A 22,915-nucleotide genomic window follows, 5' to 3' on the forward strand; every position below is an offset into this window, starting at 1 on the left:
TTTTTTGACGCTGTCTTTTTATTTTATATTGCTAACATCTTCTATTCCAACCGCGCCGGATAAAACGTTCCCCATTAAAGAAACAATTTAAATTTGGTGAGACGAACGGACCGATAAACGGAATAATGTTTGGCTCTGAAGTTTCATCAACGGAAATCGGTGGTTTAGTAGGATCTGGTCTGAGTGTATAGCGAATGCGAGCGGTATTTCGAATGAGACCATTTCGTGGCTCTGCTGTTACTTGAACGATAAAACGAACAACAACGGATTCACTTGGATTAACAGTATTGATAAGAATACCGATAGTTGGGTTAGTTCCGGGACGTGCTACTCCATTTACTGTTACTGAATTTGGATAGAAAGTAACCTCAGGAGGAAGTGGGTCGGTAATGAGTACGTTATTTACTGGGATGGTGCCATTGTTAGTAAAGGTAAGTGTATATGTGATGAAATCACCGAGATGGGCGCTATTTACATTTGCGGTCTTAATAAATGTGTTTGGCTCATTAGGGTTTACTTCTATCGTAATTGGTGGTGTTGTAGTCGTTGTTGTGATAGGTGGTCTAGTCGGGTCGGGTTGAGAAGTATACGTAATGGATGCGATATTTGTAATCATTCTATTAGCTGGAAGTGTAATAACCTGTACTTGGAATGAAATAGTTACGGATTCTGTTGGATTAAGAGTTCCGACTGGAATGCCTGTGGATGGATTTGCGTTTGGAACGGGAATGTTATTAATTGTGACACTATTTGGAACGAATGATGTGCCGACAGGAAGTGAGTCTGTAACAGAAATGTCAGTGACAGGAATCGTACCTTCATTTTGGAATGTGATAGTAAATGTAATCGTATCACCTACTGAAACGATGGATTTATCAGCGGTTTTTATCGGGTTAATAGTCCCAACGTTTACAGGAGTAATTGTAGTAGGTGTAGGCGTAGTAACGGATACAGGTGGTTTAGTAGGATCGGGTTGGTACTGGAAGGAAACGTTACCTTGGTTTTGAATTTCTCCGCTTGGTGGAATTGAAGTAACTAGGACACGGAAAGAAATCGTTGCGGATTCAGAAGGAGCAAGTGTTGAAATTGGGATGCCTGCTGATGGATTTGCAGTTGGTTGCGGCACGTTGTTAATTGTTACACTATTTTGGATGAACGAAGTACCGATAGGAATTGTATCAGTTACAAGTATATGATTAGCAGGAATGGTACCTGTATTTTGGAGAGAAATCGTATACGTAATGATATCACCTAAAGTAACTGTTTCCGGCGTGGCTGTTTTTTTCGGATTTAATATAGCTGTATTTACATTCGTTGTGTTAATTGGAGTAGGGTCTGTAATTGTAATAGGAGGTTCACCAGGACCTGGTTCATATGTGAAAGTAACAGTTGCTTGATTTCGAATAATACCACCAGGTGGTACACTTGTGACTCTTGCTTGGAATTGAACAGTAATTGTATCGTTTGGATTGACTGTTCCAACAGGTATACCTACAACAGGATTTGCTCCAAGATCTGGAATGCCATTTATTACAACAGTACCTGGAAGAAACGTTAACCCATTTGCTAACGGATCAGTAATGATAACGGAAGTTGCAGGGACTGATCCGCGATTTTGGAAGGTTACAGTATACGTTATGATTTCATTTATATCTACAATTTGTTTGTCGGCTAGTTTATTTGGGTTAGGTGTAGGTGTAATAACGGATACTTCAACAGTTGGAGTAGGATCTGTAATAGTAATAGGGGGTTCGCTAGGGTTTGGCTGGAATGTGTAAGTGACAGTTGCAGTGTTTTTAATAATACCGTCTGGTGGGAGTTCAGTTACAGTAACTTGATAAGTTAATGTAACAATTTGTCCTGGAGTTACAGTCCCAACGTTTACACCACTATTTGGATTTGCTCCAGGTGAAGCAACACCATTAATCGTAACACTGTTCGGAATGAAAGTAGTACCAGCTGGAGTAGGGTCTGCAATAATAACATCTGACGCATTAATATTCCCTACATTTTGGAACGTAATTGTATAAGTGACAGTATCACCAAGGTTAATAACTTGAGGAGTAGCTTGTTTGTTAGGATTAGTAGTAACTTCACTTACTTGCGTCTTTGTAGTAGGTGTAGGCGTAGTAACGGATACGGGAGGTAAATTTGGATCTGGCTGGTACTGGAATGAAACGCTTCCTTCATTTTCGATAAAACCTGTCGGTGGTATCGATGTTACTTGAACTTGGAAAGTTACGACGGCTGAAGTGTTAGGTTCTAATGTACCGATAAGAATTCCAGAACTAGGAACGATATCTGGTTGTGGAATGCCGTTTATCGTAACGCTATTCGGAATGAAAGTAGTACCAGCTGGAATAGGGTCGGTTACAAGTACATTTGTTGCAGGGACAGTTCCTGTATTTTGTAAGGAGATTGTATAGGTGATTGTGTCGCCTAATAAAGCAAATACTTTATCTGCGGATTTTGTAGGGTTCGTTGTTGCGGTATTGACATTTGTAGTAGTAGGTGGAGTCGGTGTAGTTACTGTTACTGGGGGTTCTCCAGGATTAGGTTGGAATGTGTAGGTGATAGTAGCTTCATTTACAATAATTCCGTTAGGTGGTATGGAAACAACACGAACTTGGAAAGTTACAACAACTGATTGACTAGGATTTAATGTGCCAAGAGGAATGCCAAGAGCTGGATCAACATCGCTCGTTGAGATACCATTAATTGTTACACTATTTGGAATGAAAGTCGTACCAATTGGAATCGAATCTGTGAAAATAATATTTGTTAGTTCAACAGTTTGTAAGTTTTGGAAGGTAACGGTGTACGTAATGATATCACCTATATCAACATTGTTTCGATCAGCTGTTTTTGCTGGATTAATAATGCTGTTAATAATTTCAGTATTAACTGGAGGAGTTTCTTCTGTTTTTGTAATAGGAGGTTCATTTGGGTTAGGCTGAGATGTAAAGTTGATTGAACCAATATTTGTAACAACACCGTTAGGAGGTATATTTGTAATCGTTACCTGGAACGTGATGGTTACTATTTGATTAGGCTGTATTGTGCCGATAGGTATCCCGATACTTGGATCAATACCTGGTTGCAAAATCCCATTTATTGTAACAGAATCCACAATAAATTGTGTGCCTACTGGTGCTTGATCCATGACGGATACATTTGTCATTGGAATATTTCCGAGGTTTTCAAGAGTGATTGTATACGTGAGTGCATCTCCAATGTTAGCAACTGATAAATCTACTGTTTTAGTTGACTCTAATTCTGCATTTTGTACAATTGTTTCTGCGATTGGAGTCGGTGTGGTTGTTGTAATAGGCGGGAGTGTCGGATCTGGTTGAGATGTGTAAGTGACATTTGCTTCATTTGAGATAATGCCATTTGGTGGTAAAGCTGTTATTTGTACTTCTAAAGTAACAGTCACTATTTGTCTAGGGTTTAATGTGCCAACTGGGATTCCTATTTCAGGGGTCAAATTAGGTTGTGGAATGCCATTAATCGTAACGCTACCAGGGATAAATGTAGTTCCAGTAGGGATAGAATCTGTAATAATGACATTAGTTGCAGGTATATTACCAGTATTTTGAAGGGTGATTGTATAAGTGAGCGTATCACCAATACTTGCAAACTCACGATCCACTGTTTTTTGCGGGTTCGGGTTAGCGGTACGAACAGGTAAAGTTACGGTAGGAGTCGTTTCTGTTGTTGTAATAGGAGGTTCGCTAGGATTAGGCTGAGAAGTGTAGGTAACACTTGCTGTATTTTCTATTTTTCCATTAGGAGGAATAGCGTTTATTTGAATCTGGAATGTAACAGTAACTGTCTCGCCGGGATTAACTGTTCCAACAGGAATTCCTGTGACTGGACTTACGCCGGGTTGAGCGACATTGTTTACAGTAACACTATTCGTAATAAAAGTTGTACCCGGTGGCAAAGAGTCTGTAACTGTTACACCTGTAGCAGGTATAGTTCCTTGGTTTGTAAATGTGACAGTATAAGTTACAATATCGCCAATTTCTGCAAACGTAAGGTTTGCTGTTTTTGTCGGACTTATGACTACAGTTTGGATAGGAGTCGTTGTTTCAGGAGTTGTTTCTGTTTTTGTGACTGGAGGTAAATTTGGATCCGGTTGATAATTAAATGTTGCACTACCTTGATTTCGGATTTCGCCGCTAGCAGGGATGTTTATTACTCGTACTTGGAAAGTAATCGTTGCGCGTTCGGATGGCGCTAAAGTTCCAAGTGAAATTCCTGATGATGGATTTGTTCCTGCTTGAGGAATCCCATTAATCGTAACACTATCTGGAATAAATACAGTACCGGCAGGGATAGAATCTATTACTGTTATATTCGTAGCAGGAACAGTACCGGTGTTTTGAAATGAGAGAGTATAGGTAATGACATCATTTAATGCAACGAAGGAGCGATCTGCTGTTTTTTGTGGATTTAGTGTAGCGGTATTAACTGCTGTTTCTGTTTCAGGAGTTGTAATAGTTGTCGTAACGGGAGGTTCATTTGGATTTGGCTCGTATGTGAATGTAATATTTGCTTGATTTCTAATAACTCCTCCGGGCGGGATACTATTTACTACACCTTGGAACGTAACTGTAATACTTTGACCGGGATTTACAGTGCCGACGGGTATACCAATTTCAGGGTTTTCTCCAAGTTGTGATGTGCCATTTACGACAACGCTACCTGGAACGAAAGAAACACCAGATGGAAGTGCATCTTTTATAATAACATTTGTAGCGGGGACGGTCCCTCTATTTTGGAATGTTACAGTAAAAGTAATCGTATCCCCTATATCAGCAACTTGTCGATCAGCAGATTTTGTAGTCGTTGGATTAGGATTATTAATTGGAATGTTTACACTTGGAGTGGTGGTAGTTGTTGTAACAGGAGGCTCACTTGGGTTCGGTTGATATTGGTAAGTGAAGGATGCTTGGTTTCTAATTATTCCATCAGGTGGTAAGTTTGTAACGACAACTTGATACGTGATTGTTTTTGTTTCTCCGACAGAAATGGTACCAAGTGGTATACCAAGTGATGGGGCTGCTCCTGGCGTTGTAATGCCATCGATTGTAACACTATTTGGAACGAAAATAGTCCCGTTAGGTGTAGGGTCTGTAACGACTACATTTGTAGCCGGAACGGTCCCGTTATTTGTAAATGTGACCGTGTAGGTAATCGTATCTCCTAAATCAGCAACTTGTTTGTCGGCAGATTTTGTAGGCGCTGTAATAACGGTCCCAACTTGAGTTTCTGTTTTAGGAGTTGGGGTAGTTGTTGTAACAGGAGGCTCATTTGGATTAACAATATAATTAAATGATACACTGCCTTGGTTTTCTATAATTCCATTTGGTGGGACACTTGTAACTTGAACTTGGAATGTAATTGTTTTTGCTTGATTTGGATTTAAAGTACCGATTGATATACCGTTTTCAGGATTACTGTTAGGTTGTGAGACACCATCAATCGTGACGCTATTTGGAATAAATGTTGTACCGTTTGGAATTGGATCTGTTAGTACAATATTTATTGAGGGAACAGTGCCGTTATTTTGTAAACTAATTGTATACGTAATAACATCACCAATATCAACGAAAGTACGATTAGCAGATTTTGTAGGGTTAACTGTAGCGGTATTAACAGAGACTGTAGTAGGTGCTGTCGGTTCGGTTGTGGTAACCGGCGGTCTTGTTGGATCTGGCTGGTACGTATATGTCGTTGAAGCTTCGTTTGTAATAACACCGCCAGCTGGAATTTGTGTAACAAGAACTTGGAAAGATAGTGTTTTGGTTTCACCGGGATCAATTGTTCCAACTGGGATTCCTAGTGCGGGATTTGAATTTGGAACCGGTACATTATTTAAGATTACGCTATTCGGAATGAATGTTGTACCAGTAGGAATGGTATCAGTAAAAACTACATTTGTAGCAGGGATCGTACCATCATTAGTGAAAGTAATCGTATACGTAATAACATCACCGATATCAACAGTAGTTTTATCCGCCGTTTTAACAGGGTTTGTAATAGCGGTGTTAACAGGAGTAGTAGTAGGTGGTGTAGGGTTTGTTGTTGTAATAGCGGGTTTTGTTGAGTCAGGTTGATAGGTAAATGTTACATTTCCCACATTTCGAATGACTCCGTTTGCAGGGAGGGAGGTTACTTGAACTTGGAAAGTAACCGTTGATGTGGAGCCAGCTGCAATGGTTCCAACTTGTATGCTGCCAGATGGATTTACACCAGGTTGTACGGTACTATTTATTGTCACACTGTTTGGAACGAAAGTAGTTCCAGCCGGGATCGGATCAGTCACAATAACATTAGTTGCAGAAATATTTCCTGTATTCGGTAATGTAATCGTATACGTAATCATATCGCCAATATCGACAACTTGTGGACTAGCAGATTTTGTAGGATTTACAATTGCAGTTCGTACAGAAGTAGTTGTTGGAGGTGGTGTTGTCGTAGTTGTCGTTGGAGGTTCAGTAGGGTTCGGTTGCGACGTAAATGTTATATTTGCTTCGTTAGTAATCGTTCCATTAGCTGGAAGAGAAGTGACTTGAACTTGAAATGTGACAGTTGTAGTTTGACCAGCAGGAATTGTACCTAGCGGAATATTTGTTGGAGTTACGCCAGATTGTGCCGTTCCATTAACTGTAACACTGTTTGGAATAAAAGTAGTGCCAGTAGGGATAGGGTCGGTGATGGAAACATTTGTTGCTGAAGTATTACCGTTATTTGGAACAGTAATCGTATACGTAATGATGTCACCAATATTTACAATTTGTTGGTTTGCACTTTTAGTTGGATTTATGATAGTAGCATTAATTTGTGTTTCAACTATATTACTTGTAGAGTTTCTGTTAATTGGTGGTTGGTTTGGTGGATTATATTGAAAGCTTGAAGTTGCACTATTTGGAATAGGGTTTGGTGTAGGGAGAGTATTAACTTGAACTTGAAACGTAATTGTAGCATTCCCGTTTGCAGCAATCGTTCCTACATTTATTCCAGTAGCAGGATTATCTGTAGTAGAAGTACCATTAACTGTAACGCTACCCGGTACGAACGATGTGCCGGCAGGAGGCGTGTCTGTAATGATAACATTATTAGCAGCTAATGTGGCTTGATTTGTGGCTGTAATTGTATACGTAATCGTATCACCGATAGTAGCAATTGTTTTATCTACTGCTTTTGTTAATGCGACATTAGCTGTGAAAATGTCTGTATTAACAATATTGCTTGTTGTTGTACGTGTGATAGTGGGTGCGTTAGGTGCAGGTTGAAATTCGTATCCAAATGATGCTACGTTACTTGCGATTGGTGGGGTAGGGACACTTGTAACATCTACTTGAAAGGTAATTGTAACAGAGCCGCCAGCAGGAATGTTGCTAATGGGAATACCAGTAGCAGGATTTCCAGCTGTTGCAACGCCATCAATTGTAACGCTGTTTGGAACGAAAGTAGTGCCAGCAGGTATGGGGTCTGTAAATGTAACGTTTTGGGCAGGAAGTGTTCCGGTATTTTGGACAACGATTGTATAGGTTAAACGACTTCCTATTGTTGCTATTGCCATTAGATTCGTCCTTTCTGTCTAAATTTAAATCCGGTCAAGGCATCGAATATTTACAAACAGCATTATTTAATAATCTAGAAACAATACTATGTGTAAATATTAGTATAAAATGAGCTCGTCATTGCATCCTATTCAAATTTAAATGAATAGGAATAGGCAAAGGCTTTTTTTTTGCCCAAATTAGTCTGTGCATATACAAATGGAACTTTTTTTACTTGTTTGCATTAAATGAAATAGCGAATAAATATTTATCTTATATGGAAGGGGAGTGGAATTGTTGGCTTTTGTACAAACATATACGAAAACGGACTCTTTATTTATGGTACACACAGGGAATACAGTTGGCATGCGTGGTATTACAACAGCGACGGCGTATCAATACAATGCATTAATAACAAGCGATACAAATTTAAGTTTTGCAGGGGTTCCTTCTTCGGTAGATCCATTAACTTTTGCAGGAACGACAAATGATTGGACATTAAATGGTTCTTGGGCAAGGCTTAATCCTTCAGTAACAGACGTACCAGCAACAGCAACTGTAGACTTTGCTATGTTAGTTTGGCAAGGGACATTGAGTGCAACTGTGACAGAAACTGTAGTAAATAACAACATACCTACTTTACAAACACCGGATGGGGTCACTCATACAATTACGAGTGTTCCTGCATGGGGAGAGACGAGATCAAGCGGAACATTTCAAGGTACCATTTATACACGTGCTGCAAATGTAACAAATATTCTACAAGGGCTTTCAAATCGAGCAGCGGGGGATTATTTTGTAGAAAGGGTTCCCACGGCAAATCCTCCGACGCAAGGGACAGGCGTAGGATGGGCATTGGTTGTTGTATATCGCGATAATTCATATCCTATTAGGAATGTTAGTTTATATACTGGTTTACTCATTTCTACATTGGGTGAGACAGCAACGATTTCAAATTTTATCACTCCAGCTGTAGCGCCGGTTAATGCTCGTGTATTTACAATGGCAATTAATGGTGATACTGATGCGACAGGTGATAGATTTAACTTAAACGGTACGGGACTTTCAGGACCTAATAATTTAATAAACAACTTTTTTGCTTCACAGGTAAATAATTATTTAGGAAATTTAAATACAATCGGAAGTTTTGGGGATAGAAATATGCCAATTGGTACTTTTGCGACTAACCGTCGTGCGGAATTTGATGTGACAAATGTGCCTGCAAATGGCGTGTTAACAGCTGGATCCACTTCTACTACCGTGAATATCCCAAATACATTTGATTATATTTACGCTGGTGCTGTCGGTTTACAAATAGATTTAGCGGAGGCACGTTTAACTGCTACAAAATCAGTAATAGTAAGTTGAAAAATTGAAAACTTTAATAAAATTTTTTATCCTAATAGGAGTGAATTCTATTGGCTTTTGTTCAAGCTTACGGTAAAAACGATAACTTATTTATGATGCATACAGGCAATACGATGGGAATGCGAGGTACTGCTAATACAAACTTTGCTTATAATGCACTTATTACATTAAATACTGACACCACTTTCGGAGGGGTGCCTTCATCGACGGATCCAAATACATTTGGAGGTACGACAAATGATTGGACACTAGATGGTTCATGGGCTGAATTAAATCCATCAACTACTATCGTTCCAACTACAGCAGTTGTAGATTTTGCATTACTTGTTTGGTCAGGTGGGTTAGATACGGCTGTTACAACCGCTGTTGTTGATGCGAATCCACCAAATTTAGTTACGCCTGATGGAACGAGTACACAAGTGACAATAAATTCAGCATGGTCATCAGGAGGGACGAATTTACCTTTTATAGCCAATGTATATAATCGAGCAGCAGACGTTACATCTTTACTACAAGGGCTACCAAATCGCGCAGCAGGAAGATATAGTGTGACAAGATTACCTACGCGTCAGCCAGTTGGTTATGGTGCAGGATGGTCGTTGATTGTTGTATATCGTGATTCCTCATATCCGATGAGAAATGTGAGTTTATTTCCAGGTTTTTTATTATCAGGTACACCGCAAACCCTTTCTGGATTTTTTACACCAGCTACAGGGACGGTGACAGCAAGAGCTTTTGTAATGGCGGTAAATGGTGATCCGAATTTTACAGGTGATAATTTTCAATTGAACTCTGTGACATTAACAGGACCAAATAATCCAATAGGGAACTTTTTTAGAGGGCAAGTAAATGATATTAATGGAAATTTAAATACAATTGGTAGTTTTGCAGATCGGAATTTTTCTGGAACGACTACAACTGCAAATGCAAGAGCTGAGTTTGATATTACAAATGTAAATGCTACAGGTTCTATTGCACCAAATACGACATCTACACAAGTAAATATTACAGGTACCGGAGATACAATTTATACAAGTGCGGTTGGATTACAAATAGACTTGGCGGAGGCTAAATTAACAGCAGTAAAATCAGTAACTGTAAGTTAAAAAAGATTGCTATAAGTTAGCAATCTTTTTTATGAGAGGTATTTTGTTAGTAATGATTGATAGTTAGAATAATCAATCTCTTTTTCTTGTAGTTTTTTCACTAAAAATTTATGGTCGCGTTTTGGTGTAGCGATAATATATCCTTTAATAATTAAATCTTGTGTAATTTGAGAGGCTTTTTCTTGTAATGCAAGTTCTCCGATTTTTCCGGCAATTTTCGATTTAGCAACATCGCGAAATAGTTCTGGAACAGGACTTACGAGCTCTTCTAACAATTGTTTTTGTTCGTCATCCCACAAATGTCTAGTTTTATTAATATAGTGCTCTTCCCAATCTAAAATGGACATACCATCTTCTTTTGGTAATCGTTTCAGGAATTTTCTGAACATAAAATATCCACCGATAGACATAAGCCCTAATAAAATAACAGTCCATAGCACAATAAACCAACTGAACCATCCTTCGAGCAAATATATCCCCCCTTAATGATTGCGGTTTTCTATTATTCATATTATAAACAGTGAGATTCATAGAAAGCAAGAACGCTTGGTCATTTTGACTAAGCGTTATCATTTAAACAAAGTATAGTTGTTCCACACATAAATTATTATTATCATCTTCTACATATTCAATGATTAATGTGCCAACTTTACGATCTTTATCTTCAGTTGTGAAAATAGAGTAAGAAGTAAAACGTGCTGTTGATAGGCCGCTTATATGTGTAGGTAAAGAAATGTAGTCGTTATCGCGGAAGAATTCCATCAGTTCAATATCCTCAAATTCTTTTCGGTCAACTTGTTTGTTTGTATAGCGGCGTTGAAGTTGTTTTAAAGACTCATTCCAAGAAATTGCTTTTGTGTCGTATACCATTTTGTTCTATCTCCTTACTGTATGTAATCATTAAGAACATACGTTCTAATCTAGTATACTCTTTTTATTAGAAAAGGGAAAGCAAAAAATAATGTAAGCTTGGATTTCCAAGCTTACATTATTGATGCGTTCGTCATAATCTCTATTTTTTATTATAAGTTACATAAGAATAAGAAACAAGATGATATATATTTTGTTGATAGTTTTCAAGATTCTGTATATTATAGTTTTACTAAAGCGCAAGGGAATGAGAGGAATGGCATATGTAATTTCACTCCAAGGACCGATGGCAAGCGGAAAAACGACATTGGCTAAAAGGTTAGAGCGATGTGGGTTTTCAGTTATATATGAAAATCCTTATCCAATTGTAGAAAAGCGAAGAGTATTAAATTTGGATATGAATTCAAAAGAAGGGTTTATTTTAAATCAAAAAATGTTTATGGAAGCAAAAATAAAGGAGTTTCAAAATGTAAAAGATTCAGTTGTGATTTTTGATCGCGGGCCAGAAGATATTGAGTTTTTTACGCTCTTTTATCCAAAGATTATAGGAGAAGAGTGGGATATAGAAACTGCATTAAGAGATGAATTATATAAATTAAGAGAATGTCGTTCAGATGCTATTTTTTATTTAGATGGCTCGGAAAGTAATTTATATAATAGAAAAAATAATGATAGAACAAGAAACAGAAGTACATTTGAGGAGCAATTTAAATTAGTAGAAATGGAAAAAGACTGGTATAAACAATTTCCTGTAACTTATGTGGACACGAATAGATTAACAGTGGACGAATTAGAGATATATTTTATGAGATGGTTGAAGGAGAGAGGGCTGTGAAAAAAATACTTTTATTTGTATATCCTACATTTGCGGAGTTTGAAATTACGGTAGCAACGGCATTGTTGAAAAACAAATATGAAATTATTACAGCGAGTTTAACGAAAGAATTGATTATAAGTGAAACAGGTTTGAAAGTGCAACCACATATAGAATTAAGAGAAGTGCGTGTAGAAGAATATGAGGGGATTATTATTCCAGGCGGAGATGCGATACATATGAAGGATGCAGAAGTACTCTTTTCAGTTATCCGTCAATTTCATGAACAAGAAAAATTAGTAGCTGCTATTTGTGCTGGGCCGTATGCGCTAGCAAAAGCAGGCTTATGCAAAGAAATCTCATATACGGTGACTATGGACTACCAAAAATTAGATTGTTTTCCAGTAGAAAATTTTGTCTATGAAGAAGTTGTGCAACAATCAAATATTATTACAGCACAGGGGCATGCATTTGTACCATTTGGAATAGCGATTGCCTCTTATTTTGGAGTAACAAACGAACATAATATAAATTTTTACAGTGGTAAGGGGAATGTGATGATGGAGGAGCTTTTGCCTGAGAATGTATAAAAGCTAGCATTTGCTAGCTTTTTTCTTTTTGACATCGATAAATGGCTAACGTTTTCGGATCACGCCATATACCGTTATGAATTGCAGATTCAAACCTTTCAAGTAATTTTTCTTCAATTCGAAAATGAATATCTTTTCGCTTTGTCATTGAAAATTCGCTCCTTTGCATCTGTTAGTGAGACTATAGCATGCCTGAAAAAATTGTGTAAATCATTTGTGTACACAAATGGAGGAGATGAAAAAATTATTTGAATGTGAGTTTAAACTATTGACGATTTAACCGTTTTCATATATTCTTAAATTAAGAAATATTCAAATAATTAAAAGAAATGAGAGAGTCACATGCTTCTTCAAGGAACACATCGAATTGGTCGTATGGCCATGCTGTTGGCACTTGCGGATGAGAATGAAAGTCCTGTATTATCTATTCCAAAAGGTTGGAAGTATTGTACGGGGAAAGTGGGTTCGATGAATTCGCAAAAGGTTGTCGCAGCAATGGAAACAGCGGCTAAGAGCAACCAAGTTATTGAAACAGACGTTTACAGAGAAACACATGCACTTTATCACGCAATTATGGAAGCTTTGTACGGAGTGACGAGAGGTCAAATTCAGTTAGCAGACGTTCTTCGTACAGTAGGACTTCGCTTTGCGATTGTGCGCGGTACACCATACGACGGAAAAAAAGAAGGCGAATGGGTTGCTGTTGCATTATATGGAACGATTGGTGCACCTGTAAAAGGATCTGAGCATGAGGCGATTGGTTTAGGAATTAATCACATATGATTTGCCCATAGTCTATTAGTTAGAAGGGGGCCTTACTTTTTTAGGACAGAAGTCTGTCTTAAAAAGATAAGGTCCCCTTTTGCCTTTTTAAGGAGGAAAAACAATGATTACGTTAACAGGACACACATTGACAATTGAAGAAATGAAGAGGTTGTTACTTGAAGGAGAAGGTGTAACAGCTTGTCCAACTAGTATGCAAAAGGTGGCGGAGTGCCGCGAAGTTGTTGAGAAAATTGTAGAAGACGGAAAAGTCGTTTACGGTATTACAACTGGATTTGGAAAGTTCAGTGATGTGCTTATTCAAAAAGATGATGTAAAGGCACTTCAACACAATTTAATTCAGTCACATGCATGCGGGATAGGCGATCCATTCCCTGAAGAAGTATCACGCGGTATGTTAATTTTGCGAGCGAACACGATGCTTAAAGGCGTATCTGGCGTTAGACCGCTTGTTGTAAATATGCTTCTTGAGTTTGTAAATCGTAAAATTCACCCAGTCGTTCCGCAACAAGGTTCACTTGGTGCGAGTGGCGATTTAGCGCCTTTATCTCATCTTGCGCTCGTATTATTAGGCGAAGGTGAAGTGTTCTATAAAGGGAAACGCGTTCATGCGATGGTGGCTCTTACAGAAGAAGGTCTTGAGCCGATTGAACTTGAAGCGAAAGAAGGGCTTGCATTAATCAATGGTACGCAGGCGATGACAGCGCAAGGAGTTCTTTCTTATATAGAAGCAGAAGCAACTGCGTATCAAGCTGAATTAATCGCTTCAATGACAATTGAAGGGTTACAAGGCATTATTGATGCATTTGATGAAAATGTTCATAAAGCACGTGGTTATAAAGAGCAAGTGGAAGTAGCGAGCAGAATTCGTGACATCCTTCACGATAGTAAGTTAACAACAAAACAAGGAGAACTACGAGTACAGGATGCCTATTCACTTCGCTGTATCCCGCAAGTACATGGTGCTTCTTGGCAGGTTTTAAATTATGTGAAAGAAAAATTAGAAATTGAAATGAATGCAGCAACAGATAATCCGCTGATCTTTGATGGCGGAGAAAAAGTAATTTCGGGTGGGAATTTCCACGGTCAACCGATTGCGTTTGCGATGGACTTCTTAAAAGTAGGAATGGCGGAACTTGCAAATATTTCAGAGCGTCGTATTGAGCGTTTAGTAAATCCGCAATTAAATGATTTACCTCCATTTTTAAGTCCAGAACCAGGACTTCAGTCTGGTGCAATGATTATGCAATACGCAGCAGCGTCACTAGTTTCTGAAAATAAAACGTTAGCACATCCGGCGAGTGTTGATTCAATCCCGTCATCAGCTAACCAAGAAGATCACGTAAGTATGGGAACAATCGCTTCACGCCATGCACATCAAATTATTCAAAACGTAAGACGTGTTCTTTCAATTGAAATGATTTGTGCGATGCAAGCAGCAGAATATCGTGGTATTGAAAATATGAGTACAGTGACGAAGAGCTTCTACCATCAAGGTCGTCAGCAAGTGCCTTCTATTACAAATGACCGCATATTCTCAACAGATATTGAAAATATTGCGCATTGGTTAAAAACGAATTATTCGATTAAAGAAAGATTAGATGTAAACGCAGCACTATAAAATGAGAAAAGGGAGAGATTGAAATGGAAAAAGTAAAACAAACAATTCGCGCGCCAAGAGGTACTGAGTTACAAACGAAAGGGTGGGTTCAAGAAGCTGCACTTCGTATGTTAATGAACAATTTAGATCCGGAAGTTGCTGAAAAGCCAGAAGAATTAGTTGTATATGGCGGAATTGGCCGTGCAGCTCGTAACTGGGAAAGCTACAATGCAATTGTAGATTCATTAAAAATGTTAGAAAGCGATGAAACATTACTTGTTCAATCAGGAAAACCAGTTGCTATTTTTAAATCACATGAAGATGCGCCACGCGTTTTGTTAGCAAACTCAAACTTAGTACCGAAGTGGGCGAACTGGGATCACTTCCGTGAACTAGAGAAAAAAGGTCTTATGATGTACGGACAAATGACAGCAGGTAGCTGGATTTACATCGGAACACAAGGTATTTTACAAGGAACATATGAAACATTTGGTGAAGCGGCACGTCAACATTTCGGTGGTTCATTAAAAGGTACATTAACACTTACTGCTGGTTTAGGTGGTATGGGCGGTGCACAACCTCTTGCTGTAACGATGAACGGCGGTGTTGTTATCGCTATTGATGTTGATAAGCGCAGTATCGATCGCCGTATTGAAAAGAGATACTGTGATATGTATACAGAATCGTTAGAAGAAGCGTTAACGGTTGCGAACGAGTATAAAGAGAAGAAAGAACCGATTTCTATTGGTTTATTAGGAAATGCGGCAGAAATTTTACCAGAGCTAGTGAAGCGTAATATTACGCCAGATTTAGTTACGGATCAAACATCTGCTCATGACCCATTAAACGGCTATATTCCAGTAGGTTACACGTTAGAAGAAGCGGCAAAACTTCGTGAAGAAGATCCAGAACGTTACGTACAATTATCAAAAGAAAGCATGACAAAACATGTGGAAGCAATGCTTGCTATGCAAGCAAAAGGCGCAATTACATTTGATTACGGAAATAACATTCGCCAAGTTGCTTTCGATGAAGGTTTGAAAAATGCATTCGATTTCCCTGGATTCGTTCCAGCATTTATCCGTCCATTATTCTGCGAAGGAAAAGGACCATTCCGCTGGGTAGCACTTTCTGGTGATCCAGAAGATATTTATAAAACAGACGAAGTAATTTTACGTGAGTTCGCGGATAATGAGCATTTATGTAATTGGATCCGTATGGCTCGTCAGCAAGTTGAATTCCAAGGCCTTCCATCACGTATTTGTTGGCTTGGTTACGGTGAGCGTGCGAAATTTGGTCGCATCATTAATGAAATGGTTGCAAATGGTGAATTATCAGCACCAATTGTTATCGGTCGTGACCATTTAGATTGCGGATCAGTAGCATCTCCAAACCGTGAAACAGAAGCGATGAAAGATGGTAGTGATGCAGTAGCTGACTGGCCAATTTTGAATGCATTAATTAACAGTGTAAACGGTGCAAGCTGGGTATCTGTTCACCACGGTGGTGGCGTTGGTATGGGTTATTCACTTCACGCTGGAATGGTTATCGTTGCAGATGGAACAGAAGCAGCAGCAAAACGTATTGAGCGCGTATTAACTTCTGACCCTGGTATGGGTGTTGTTCGTCACGTGGATGCAGGGTATGACTTAGCTGTGGAAACTGCGAAAGAAAAAGGCGTTAATATTCCAATGATGAAATAAGGAGGAGAAAAACATGCTGGACACTTTACTAATAAATATCGGTCAATTGCTAACAATGGATCAAGAAGATGGCTTGTTAAGACGGGAAGCGATGAACACGCTTCCTGTTATCGAAAACGGTGCGGTTGGAATTGAAAATGGTGTAATCACTTTCGTTGGAACAGCAGAAGAAGCAAAAGGACTTCAGGCGAAAGAAGTTATTGATTGTGGCGGGAAAATGGTTTCTCCTGGTCTTGTTGACCCGCATACTCATCTTGTATTTGGTGGATCTCGTGAAAATGAAATTGCACTAAAACTACAAGGAGTTCCGTACTTAGAAATTTTAGAACAAGGCGGAGGTATTCTTTCAACTGTAAATGCAACGAAACAGGCGTCGAAAGAAGAACTTGTTCAAAAAGCGAAATTCCATTTAGACCGTATGCTATCTTTCGGAGTTACAACTGTAGAAGCGAAGAGTGGTTACGGATTAGATGATGAGACAGAATGGAAACAATTAGAGGCAACTGCACAATTACAAAAAGAGCATCCCATCGATTTAGTTTCTACATTTTTAGGTGCTCATGCAGTTCCGAAAGAGTATAAAGGTAGATCGAAAGAATTTTTACAATGGATGTTAGACCTACTACCAGAAATGAAGGAGAAGCAATTAGCTGAATTCGTTGATATTTTCTGTGAAACAGGCGTGTTCTCTGTTGAAGAGTCGAAAGAGTTTTTATTAAAAGCGAAAGAGCTTGGCTTTGACGTGAAAATTCATGCAGATGAAATTGATCCTCTTGGTGGTGCGGAAGCAGCGGCTGAAATTGGTGCAGCATCAGCCGACCATTTAGTTGGTGCTTCTGATAAAGGAATTGAAATGCTTGCAAACTCTAATACAGTAGCCACTTTATTACCAGGAACAACTTTCTATTTAAATAAAGAAAGCTTTGCCCGCGGTCGTAAAATGATCGATGAAGGTGTTGCAGTTGCGTTAGCTACAGACTTTAACCCAGGTAGCTGTCCAACTGAAAACATTCAGCTTATTATGAGCATCGCAATGTTGAAGCTGAAAATGACACCAGAAGAAGTTTGGAACGCGGTAACAGTTAACTCTTCTTATGCTATTAACCGAGGCGATGTAGCTGGGAAAATTAGAGTTGGTCGTAAGGCAGATTTAGTTTTATGGGATGCTTACAATTATGCTTACGTACCGTATCATTACGGCGTAAGTCATGTAAATACAGTATGGAAGAATGGTAATATCGCATATACAAGAGGTGAACAATCGTGGAGCACGGCCACTATTTAAAGAAGAATGCAAAGTTTATCGATCGTGAAGTGACGAAATGGAGTGAAATGATTAAAGATTGGGAGGAAGGCGTGGAAATATTCGGTGCTGCCTTAATTGGAGCACCCCTTTCTAAACCATCTATTAGTCATTCAGGAGCAAGTTTTGCGCCAAAAACGATTCGTGCGATGTTGGATGCATATAGCACGTACGCGATTACAGAAGAACACGATATGAAAGAAAGTGTTTTATATGATTGCGGCGATATTACGATGCATGTGACGGATATAAAAGAAAGTCATAACCGAATTGCGAAAACAGTTGGTCATGTAACGAAAGTAAATCCGAACATGATACCAATCGTTCTTGGCGGGGATCACTCAATTAGTTTTCCGAGTATAACAGGATTTGCAAACAGTAAAGGAAAGGTCGGGATTATTCAATTTGATGCCCATCATGATTTACGTAATTTAGATGATGGTGGTCCGTCAAATGGTACTCCGTTCCGTAGTTTACTAGAAAATGATATTATTACAGGAAAACAACTCGTTCAAATCGGAATTCGTAATTTTTCAAATGCACGAGCGTACCATGAATATGCAAAAGAACACGGTGTGACAGTTTATACAATGAAAGATGTACGAGAGCGAGAAATCAAAGATATTATTATAGAAAGTATTGAAGTATTAAGAAAGCAAGGCGTGACCTCTATTTACATTTCTCTTGATATGGATGTACTAGATCAAGCATTCGCACCAGGTTGTCCAGCGATTGGTCCTGGTGGAATGGACAGTACGACTTTACTTGATGCGATTGAATTGCTTGGTAAAGAACCGCTTGTGCAAGGGATGGATATAGTAGAGATTGATCCAACCCTTGATTTTAGGGATATGACGAGCCGAGTAGCTGCGCAAGTAATTATGAGTTTTCTTTTAGCGAGAGAAACAGTCCGTAAGCAGGTTAGTGTATAGACGGAAAAGTAGATTTTTATTTATGCCTTATCAAAAACACATTACTACTCAAATGTAGTAATGTGTTTTTATGTTAAAAGAGAATGAATGTGTGTGGAAATGTTAATAAAATTGCGCTTTTTATAGTGTATTGTGTGAATTAAATTTCTTGCTTTTGAAGTGTTGACGTGTAAAATAATTTTATGATAAAATAAAAATTTTGCTAAAAAATAGAATGTGTGTTAAGATTGAGAAGGTTACCATATATGGAGGTGGATTATTTGTTTCAAATTGGCGATAACATTGTTTATCCAATGCACGGAGCAGGTATAATTAAAGCCATAGAAGAGAAGGAAATCGCAGGGAAAAAACAACAATATTATGTTATAAAAATGTCGGCTAGTAATATGGAAATAATGATTCCTGAAGGTAAAATATTGAATTCAAATATACGACCAGTAACGGATATCACGGCATTAATACACATAATGGATATTTTTCAACATGGAGAATCAGATAGATTACTTACGTGGAAACAAAGGTATAAATTGAACACTGATAAAATAAAAACGGGTAAAATGCAAGAAGGCGCTGAAGTTGTGCGCGATTTAATGCGTATACAGAAAGAAAAAGCACTTAATGCAAGCGAAAAGAAAATGTTAGATAATGCACATGAATTTTTGATTAGTGAACTAGGATTAATTGAAGGTATCACAGAAAATCAAATAAAAAGCTTTTGTTAAGATTTATTACAAATAATGTATTATGTCCCAAAAAAGATTTTGAGTTTTTTGGGAGCATAATTATAGAAAATTAATCCTTTCAAAGACATTCAACTCTTTCAAACCACTTTTAGAGCATTAACCTCTTTTGTTATTACTACAATCAAATCCATTTTTATTTTTTAATTCTTTACGAATGTTCGAAGTTTAATGAAATAATTCGATAGAATAGTTACTTGATTTTTGCAATCCTGATTCACACTGGCACGGACAAGGAGCCGTAAGGATGAAAGAGAGGTAGGGCTTTCATTGTTTTAGGTTTATAAGTTATTATTTTTAGAAGAATACTGAACTATTTTCACTTCTATTGATAAGGGATTCTTTATATTAAAGAGATAAAGAAATTGACAGCCATATATGATCAACTAAAAAAGGTTTCCTACTAAGGAAACCTTTTTAATTTTATTTATAGCATTCTATTTGTTTGATATTCGAATGTTTTGTGGTTAGAGCGTATAAATTGACGTTACTATCTAAAAGTAAGTATGATGCGATTATAGTGAGAATATTTTTAGGGGGAAGAAAAATGACAAATTCAAATAAGAAAGCGGCAAGTATTTATGAAGGAACAAATGTAAACGCTTGGGGATCTTTTGAAAATATTGAAGAAACGAAGTTGTTTGATCAGATTCAAGTCGGAGCTTGGTCTCTTCGTAATCGCATAGCAATGGCACCGATGACGAGATGCTTTGCAGACAATGAAACTGGAGTAGTTGGTGCTGATGTAGTGGAGTACTATAGAAAGCGTGCTGCTGACGGAGTTGGATTAATTATTACAGAAGGAATTGTCATTAGTCCGAGAGCGAAAGGGAATCCAGGAGTACCAGGGATTTATACGCAAGAACAAATCGACTCTTGGAAACCTGTTACAGAGGCAGTACATAAAGAAGACGGGACGATTATTGCTCAAATATGGCATGTTGGACGTATGAGTCATCACGAAATAATTGGTGGGCAAATGCCGCAAGCGCCTTCTGCAATCGCTGCAGAAGGGAATGTTCCGCGTTTTCGTAAACCATTTGATACACCAGAAGCAATGACGATACAAGAAATACAAGAAGTTATCAGTCAATACGCACAAGCTGCGAAAAACGCGATCGAAGCTGGGTTTGATGGGGTAGAAATTCACGGTGCACACGGATATTTAATTGATCAATTTACTTATGAGTTTGCTAATAAGCGTACTGATAAATATGGCGGTGACTTAAAGCAAAGGTTAACGTTTATGAAAGAAGTAACTGAGGCTGTAATAGAAGCAGTTGGAGCTGATAAAACACTTCTTCGTTTCTCTGCTTTTAAAGGGGATAATCCTACTTATATGTGGGAAAACCCTGAGCTGGCAATTGAAACATTCGTAAATATGTTTAAAGAAGTTGGATTAACGATGATTCACCCTTCAACGATGAATTATACGCAAGTGATTGCTGACGGAAAGAATTTTCATCAATTAGTAAGAAAATATTGGGATGGTACGATTGTTGGAGTTGGTAATTTAAATCCGAAAGAGGCAGAAGAAGCACTGCAAGAAGGAACAATTGACGTAGCTGCATTCGGAAGACCGTTAATTGCTAATCCAGATTTTGTTCATCGAATTAAACATGCTGAAAGTTTAGTTGAATATGACGCGAAAGAGCATCTTGCTACATTAATTTGAATAAAGATAAAAGGAGAACACATGGAGTGTTCTCCTTTTATTATGGAATTTCATAGGGGGAAGCGAGATGAGTGAAACGCTACTCGTTATTATTAGTATATTACTATTATTAATGTTGCTTTTAATCGTCTTTTTTATTATCACATTTTTTATAAAAAAACGGACGCATCATTCTATTTTAAAATTACATCCATACTTAGGAAGAATGCGTTACTTACTGGAAAAGATAGGGCCGGAATTCCGACAATATTGGTTTGATCACGATACAGATGGAAAACCTTTTTCACGCTACGATTTTCAAAGTGTTATGTTTTTAGCGAAGTATCGCTCTGAAATACTTGGTTTTGGGTCGAAACGAGATTTTGAAGCATCTGGTTATTATATTGCTAATACGTTGTTTCCGGTATTAACAGAAGAATTAAGTGTGAACGTAACGCAAGAACGTGAAGGGAAAAAGTATGTGATTCATAAAGAAGGATTATTTTCACGGAGAGAAAAATTGACAGCGGATACAACGAATCTTTGGTTATACGAAGAAGACGATGCAATTATCGTCGGCGAAAATTGTAAATATCCGTGGAAACTGTATGGCATGTTTGGGGCATCAGCAACTTCTTACGGTGCGATTGGCGAAAATTATATTTTAGCGAGCGGCTTTGGAGCGAAAATGGCAGGCGGATCGTGGATTAATACTGGTGAAGGTGGCGTTATTCCAGAACATTTACATACAGGGGCGAATATCGTTGCGCAAATTGGTCCAGGACTATTTGGATACCGTGATGAGGACGGGAATTTTTCAATGGAGAAATTTATGGAGAAAGTGAAAGAAAGTAATATTAAAGCATTTGAATTGAAATTTGGGCAAGGTGCGAAAATACGTGGTGGTCATTTAGAGGGGCAAAAAGTAAATGAGAAAATTGCTTCTGTTCGGAATGTACGAGTAGGAGAGACGATTAATTCTCCGAATCGATTTTCATTTTTGAACAATGCGGCAGATACACTTTATTTTATTCAGCGTTTGCAAGAAACTGGCGGGAAACCAATCGGTATGAAAATTGTAATTGGACAGCAGCAGCCGTTGGAAGATTTATTTAAAACGATGAAAGAGTTAAATATCTATCCGGATTTTATTACAATTGACGGTTCAGAAGGTGGATCAGGAGCAACATATAAATCGATGGCAGATAGTATGGGGATGCCGCTTATTCCAGCGTTACTGACATGTATTGATACAGCGAATCAGTATGGTGTTCGTGATAAATTCAAAGTGTTTGCCTCGGGGAAATTAATTACACCAGATAAAGTGGCAATTGCTTTAGCGATTGGTGCAGATGCTGTAAACTCGGCACGTGGTTTTATGATGGCAAGCGGTTGTATTATGGCGCTTCAATGTAATTCTGGCCAATGTCCATCTGGTGTTGCCACGACGAATCCGCACTATCAAAAAGCGTTAGATCCGTATGAGAAGAAGTGGCGAGTTATGAATTATATTATTAGTATGAGATATAGTTTGTTTTCGTTAGCAGCAGCAGCGGGAGTAAAGAGTCCACGTCATTTAAAGAGAGATCATATTGTATTTAAAGATGAGATGGGGCGGATAGTTCCTCTCTCAGAATTGTTTCCTACTAGTAAATAGAAGTAAGCTATGTTTAATAGATTAAAAGTCATACATTTGTATGGCTTATTTTTATTAAAAAAATAGGTGTTTTATTTTCTGAATATTTTTACTTTAATTCTTTTTAAAAACCGGGTAATCCACTGGGATAAAGGCGTTTATGAAGGTTTTCACATGCAGTAAAAAACACCTGTTCACTTGAAAGAACAAAAAATGTTTGTTAAGGTAGGGAACCATAAGCG

At 38.1% G+C, this 22,915-nt stretch carries 15 protein-coding genes and 1 pseudogene; 12 read left to right on the forward strand and 4 right to left on the reverse strand.

What is annotated here, in order from left to right:
- Nucleotides 1-31: 31 nt before the first annotated feature.
- Nucleotides 32-7,594 (reverse strand): DUF7507 domain-containing protein, encoded by a 7,563-nt coding sequence (locus tag FH036_RS22695; protein ID WP_139896243.1) that lies wholly within the window; start codon nt 7,592-7,594, stop codon nt 32-34.
- Between the two features lie 277 nt (nt 7,595-7,871).
- On the opposite strand from FH036_RS22695, the gene FH036_RS22700 reads away from it, so the two are divergent.
- Nucleotides 7,872-8,942 carry a hypothetical protein gene (locus FH036_RS22700; protein WP_180358393.1) on the forward strand — a complete coding sequence of 357 codons (1,071 nt, stop codon included), beginning with the start codon at nt 7,872-7,874 and terminating at the stop codon, nt 8,940-8,942.
- A 50-nt stretch (nt 8,943-8,992) separates the two neighbouring features.
- Nucleotides 8,993-10,048: a hypothetical protein gene (locus tag FH036_RS22705; protein ID WP_000896233.1), complete on the forward strand. Its 1,056-nt coding sequence runs from the start codon at nt 8,993-8,995 to the stop codon at nt 10,046-10,048.
- A gap of 29 nt (nt 10,049-10,077) precedes the next feature.
- Here the strand turns inward: FH036_RS22705 and FH036_RS22710 are convergent, their stop codons facing one another.
- Both FH036_RS22710 and FH036_RS22715 read right to left on the reverse strand, forming a co-directional pair.
- Nucleotides 10,078-10,518: a DUF2621 domain-containing protein gene (locus FH036_RS22710; RefSeq protein ID WP_044793439.1), complete on the reverse strand. Its 441-nt coding sequence runs from the start codon at nt 10,516-10,518 to the stop codon at nt 10,078-10,080.
- 103 nt (nt 10,519-10,621) lie between these two features.
- Entirely contained in the window at nt 10,622-10,918 is a 297-nt protein-coding gene (locus tag FH036_RS22715; protein WP_000262403.1) for a hypothetical protein, read from the reverse strand.
- Nucleotides 10,919-11,165: 247 nt separating this feature from the next.
- On the opposite strand from FH036_RS22715, the gene FH036_RS22725 reads away from it, so the two are divergent.
- Together FH036_RS22725 and FH036_RS22730 are read left to right on the forward strand one after the other, a co-directional pair.
- On the forward strand, nt 11,166-11,753 hold the full coding sequence (locus FH036_RS22725; RefSeq protein WP_139896245.1) for an AAA family ATPase: 588 nt from the start codon (nt 11,166-11,168) through the stop codon (nt 11,751-11,753).
- A complete protein-coding gene (locus FH036_RS22730; RefSeq protein WP_044793437.1) occupies nt 11,750-12,322 on the forward strand; it encodes a DJ-1/PfpI family protein in 573 nt (190 codons plus the stop codon). Before FH036_RS22725 ends, FH036_RS22730 begins: the two co-directional genes overlap by 4 nt.
- Nucleotides 12,323-12,398: 76 nt before the next feature.
- On the opposite strand, the pseudogene FH036_RS27675 reads toward FH036_RS22730, so the two are convergent.
- A pseudogene (locus tag FH036_RS27675) lies at nt 12,399-12,470 on the reverse strand (class I SAM-dependent methyltransferase); the annotation flags it as partial.
- Nucleotides 12,471-12,664: 194 nt separating this feature from the next.
- Here FH036_RS27675 and hutP point away from each other — a divergent pair.
- The 8 genes from hutP to FH036_RS22770 all read left to right on the forward strand — a co-directional run bounded on the left by hutP (nt 12,665) and on the right by FH036_RS22770 (nt 22,694).
- Entirely contained in the window at nt 12,665-13,105 is a 441-nt protein-coding gene (hutP, locus tag FH036_RS22735) for a histidine utilization transcription antiterminator HutP (RefSeq protein WP_000926516.1), read from the forward strand.
- Nucleotides 13,106-13,208: 103 nt separating this feature from the next.
- The gene (gene hutH, locus FH036_RS22740; protein ID WP_000631846.1) at nt 13,209-14,726 is read left to right on the forward strand and encodes a histidine ammonia-lyase; all 1,518 of its coding nucleotides are present in this window, start codon (nt 13,209-13,211) and stop codon (nt 14,724-14,726) included.
- Between the two features lie 23 nt (nt 14,727-14,749).
- Nucleotides 14,750-16,408 carry a urocanate hydratase gene (hutU, locus tag FH036_RS22745; protein WP_044793434.1) on the forward strand — a complete coding sequence of 553 codons (1,659 nt, stop codon included), beginning with the start codon at nt 14,750-14,752 and terminating at the stop codon, nt 16,406-16,408.
- Between the two features lie 13 nt (nt 16,409-16,421).
- The gene (gene hutI / locus FH036_RS22750; RefSeq protein WP_000887529.1) at nt 16,422-17,693 is read left to right on the forward strand and encodes an imidazolonepropionase; all 1,272 of its coding nucleotides are present in this window, start codon (nt 16,422-16,424) and stop codon (nt 17,691-17,693) included.
- The gene (gene hutG, locus FH036_RS22755; RefSeq protein ID WP_044793433.1) at nt 17,672-18,643 is read left to right on the forward strand and encodes a formimidoylglutamase; all 972 of its coding nucleotides are present in this window, start codon (nt 17,672-17,674) and stop codon (nt 18,641-18,643) included. The genes hutI and hutG overlap by 22 nt, the downstream gene beginning before the upstream one ends.
- A gap of 260 nt (nt 18,644-18,903) precedes the next feature.
- Nucleotides 18,904-19,365: a CarD family transcriptional regulator gene (locus tag FH036_RS22760; RefSeq protein ID WP_172801695.1), complete on the forward strand. Its 462-nt coding sequence runs from the start codon at nt 18,904-18,906 to the stop codon at nt 19,363-19,365.
- 565 nt (nt 19,366-19,930) lie between these two features.
- A complete protein-coding gene (locus tag FH036_RS22765) occupies nt 19,931-21,058 on the forward strand; it encodes an alkene reductase (protein ID WP_044793432.1) in 1,128 nt (375 codons plus the stop codon).
- A gap of 67 nt (nt 21,059-21,125) precedes the next feature.
- Complete coding sequence (locus FH036_RS22770; protein WP_000005198.1) at nt 21,126-22,694, forward strand: FMN-binding glutamate synthase family protein; 1,569 nt, start codon at nt 21,126-21,128, stop codon at nt 22,692-22,694.
- Nucleotides 22,695-22,915: the final 221 nt, after the last annotated feature.

It is taken from the genome of Bacillus sp. CD3-5 (genome assembly GCF_006349665.1).
Taxonomy (GTDB): Bacteria; Bacillota; Bacilli; order Bacillales; family Bacillaceae_G; genus Bacillus_A; species Bacillus_A paranthracis.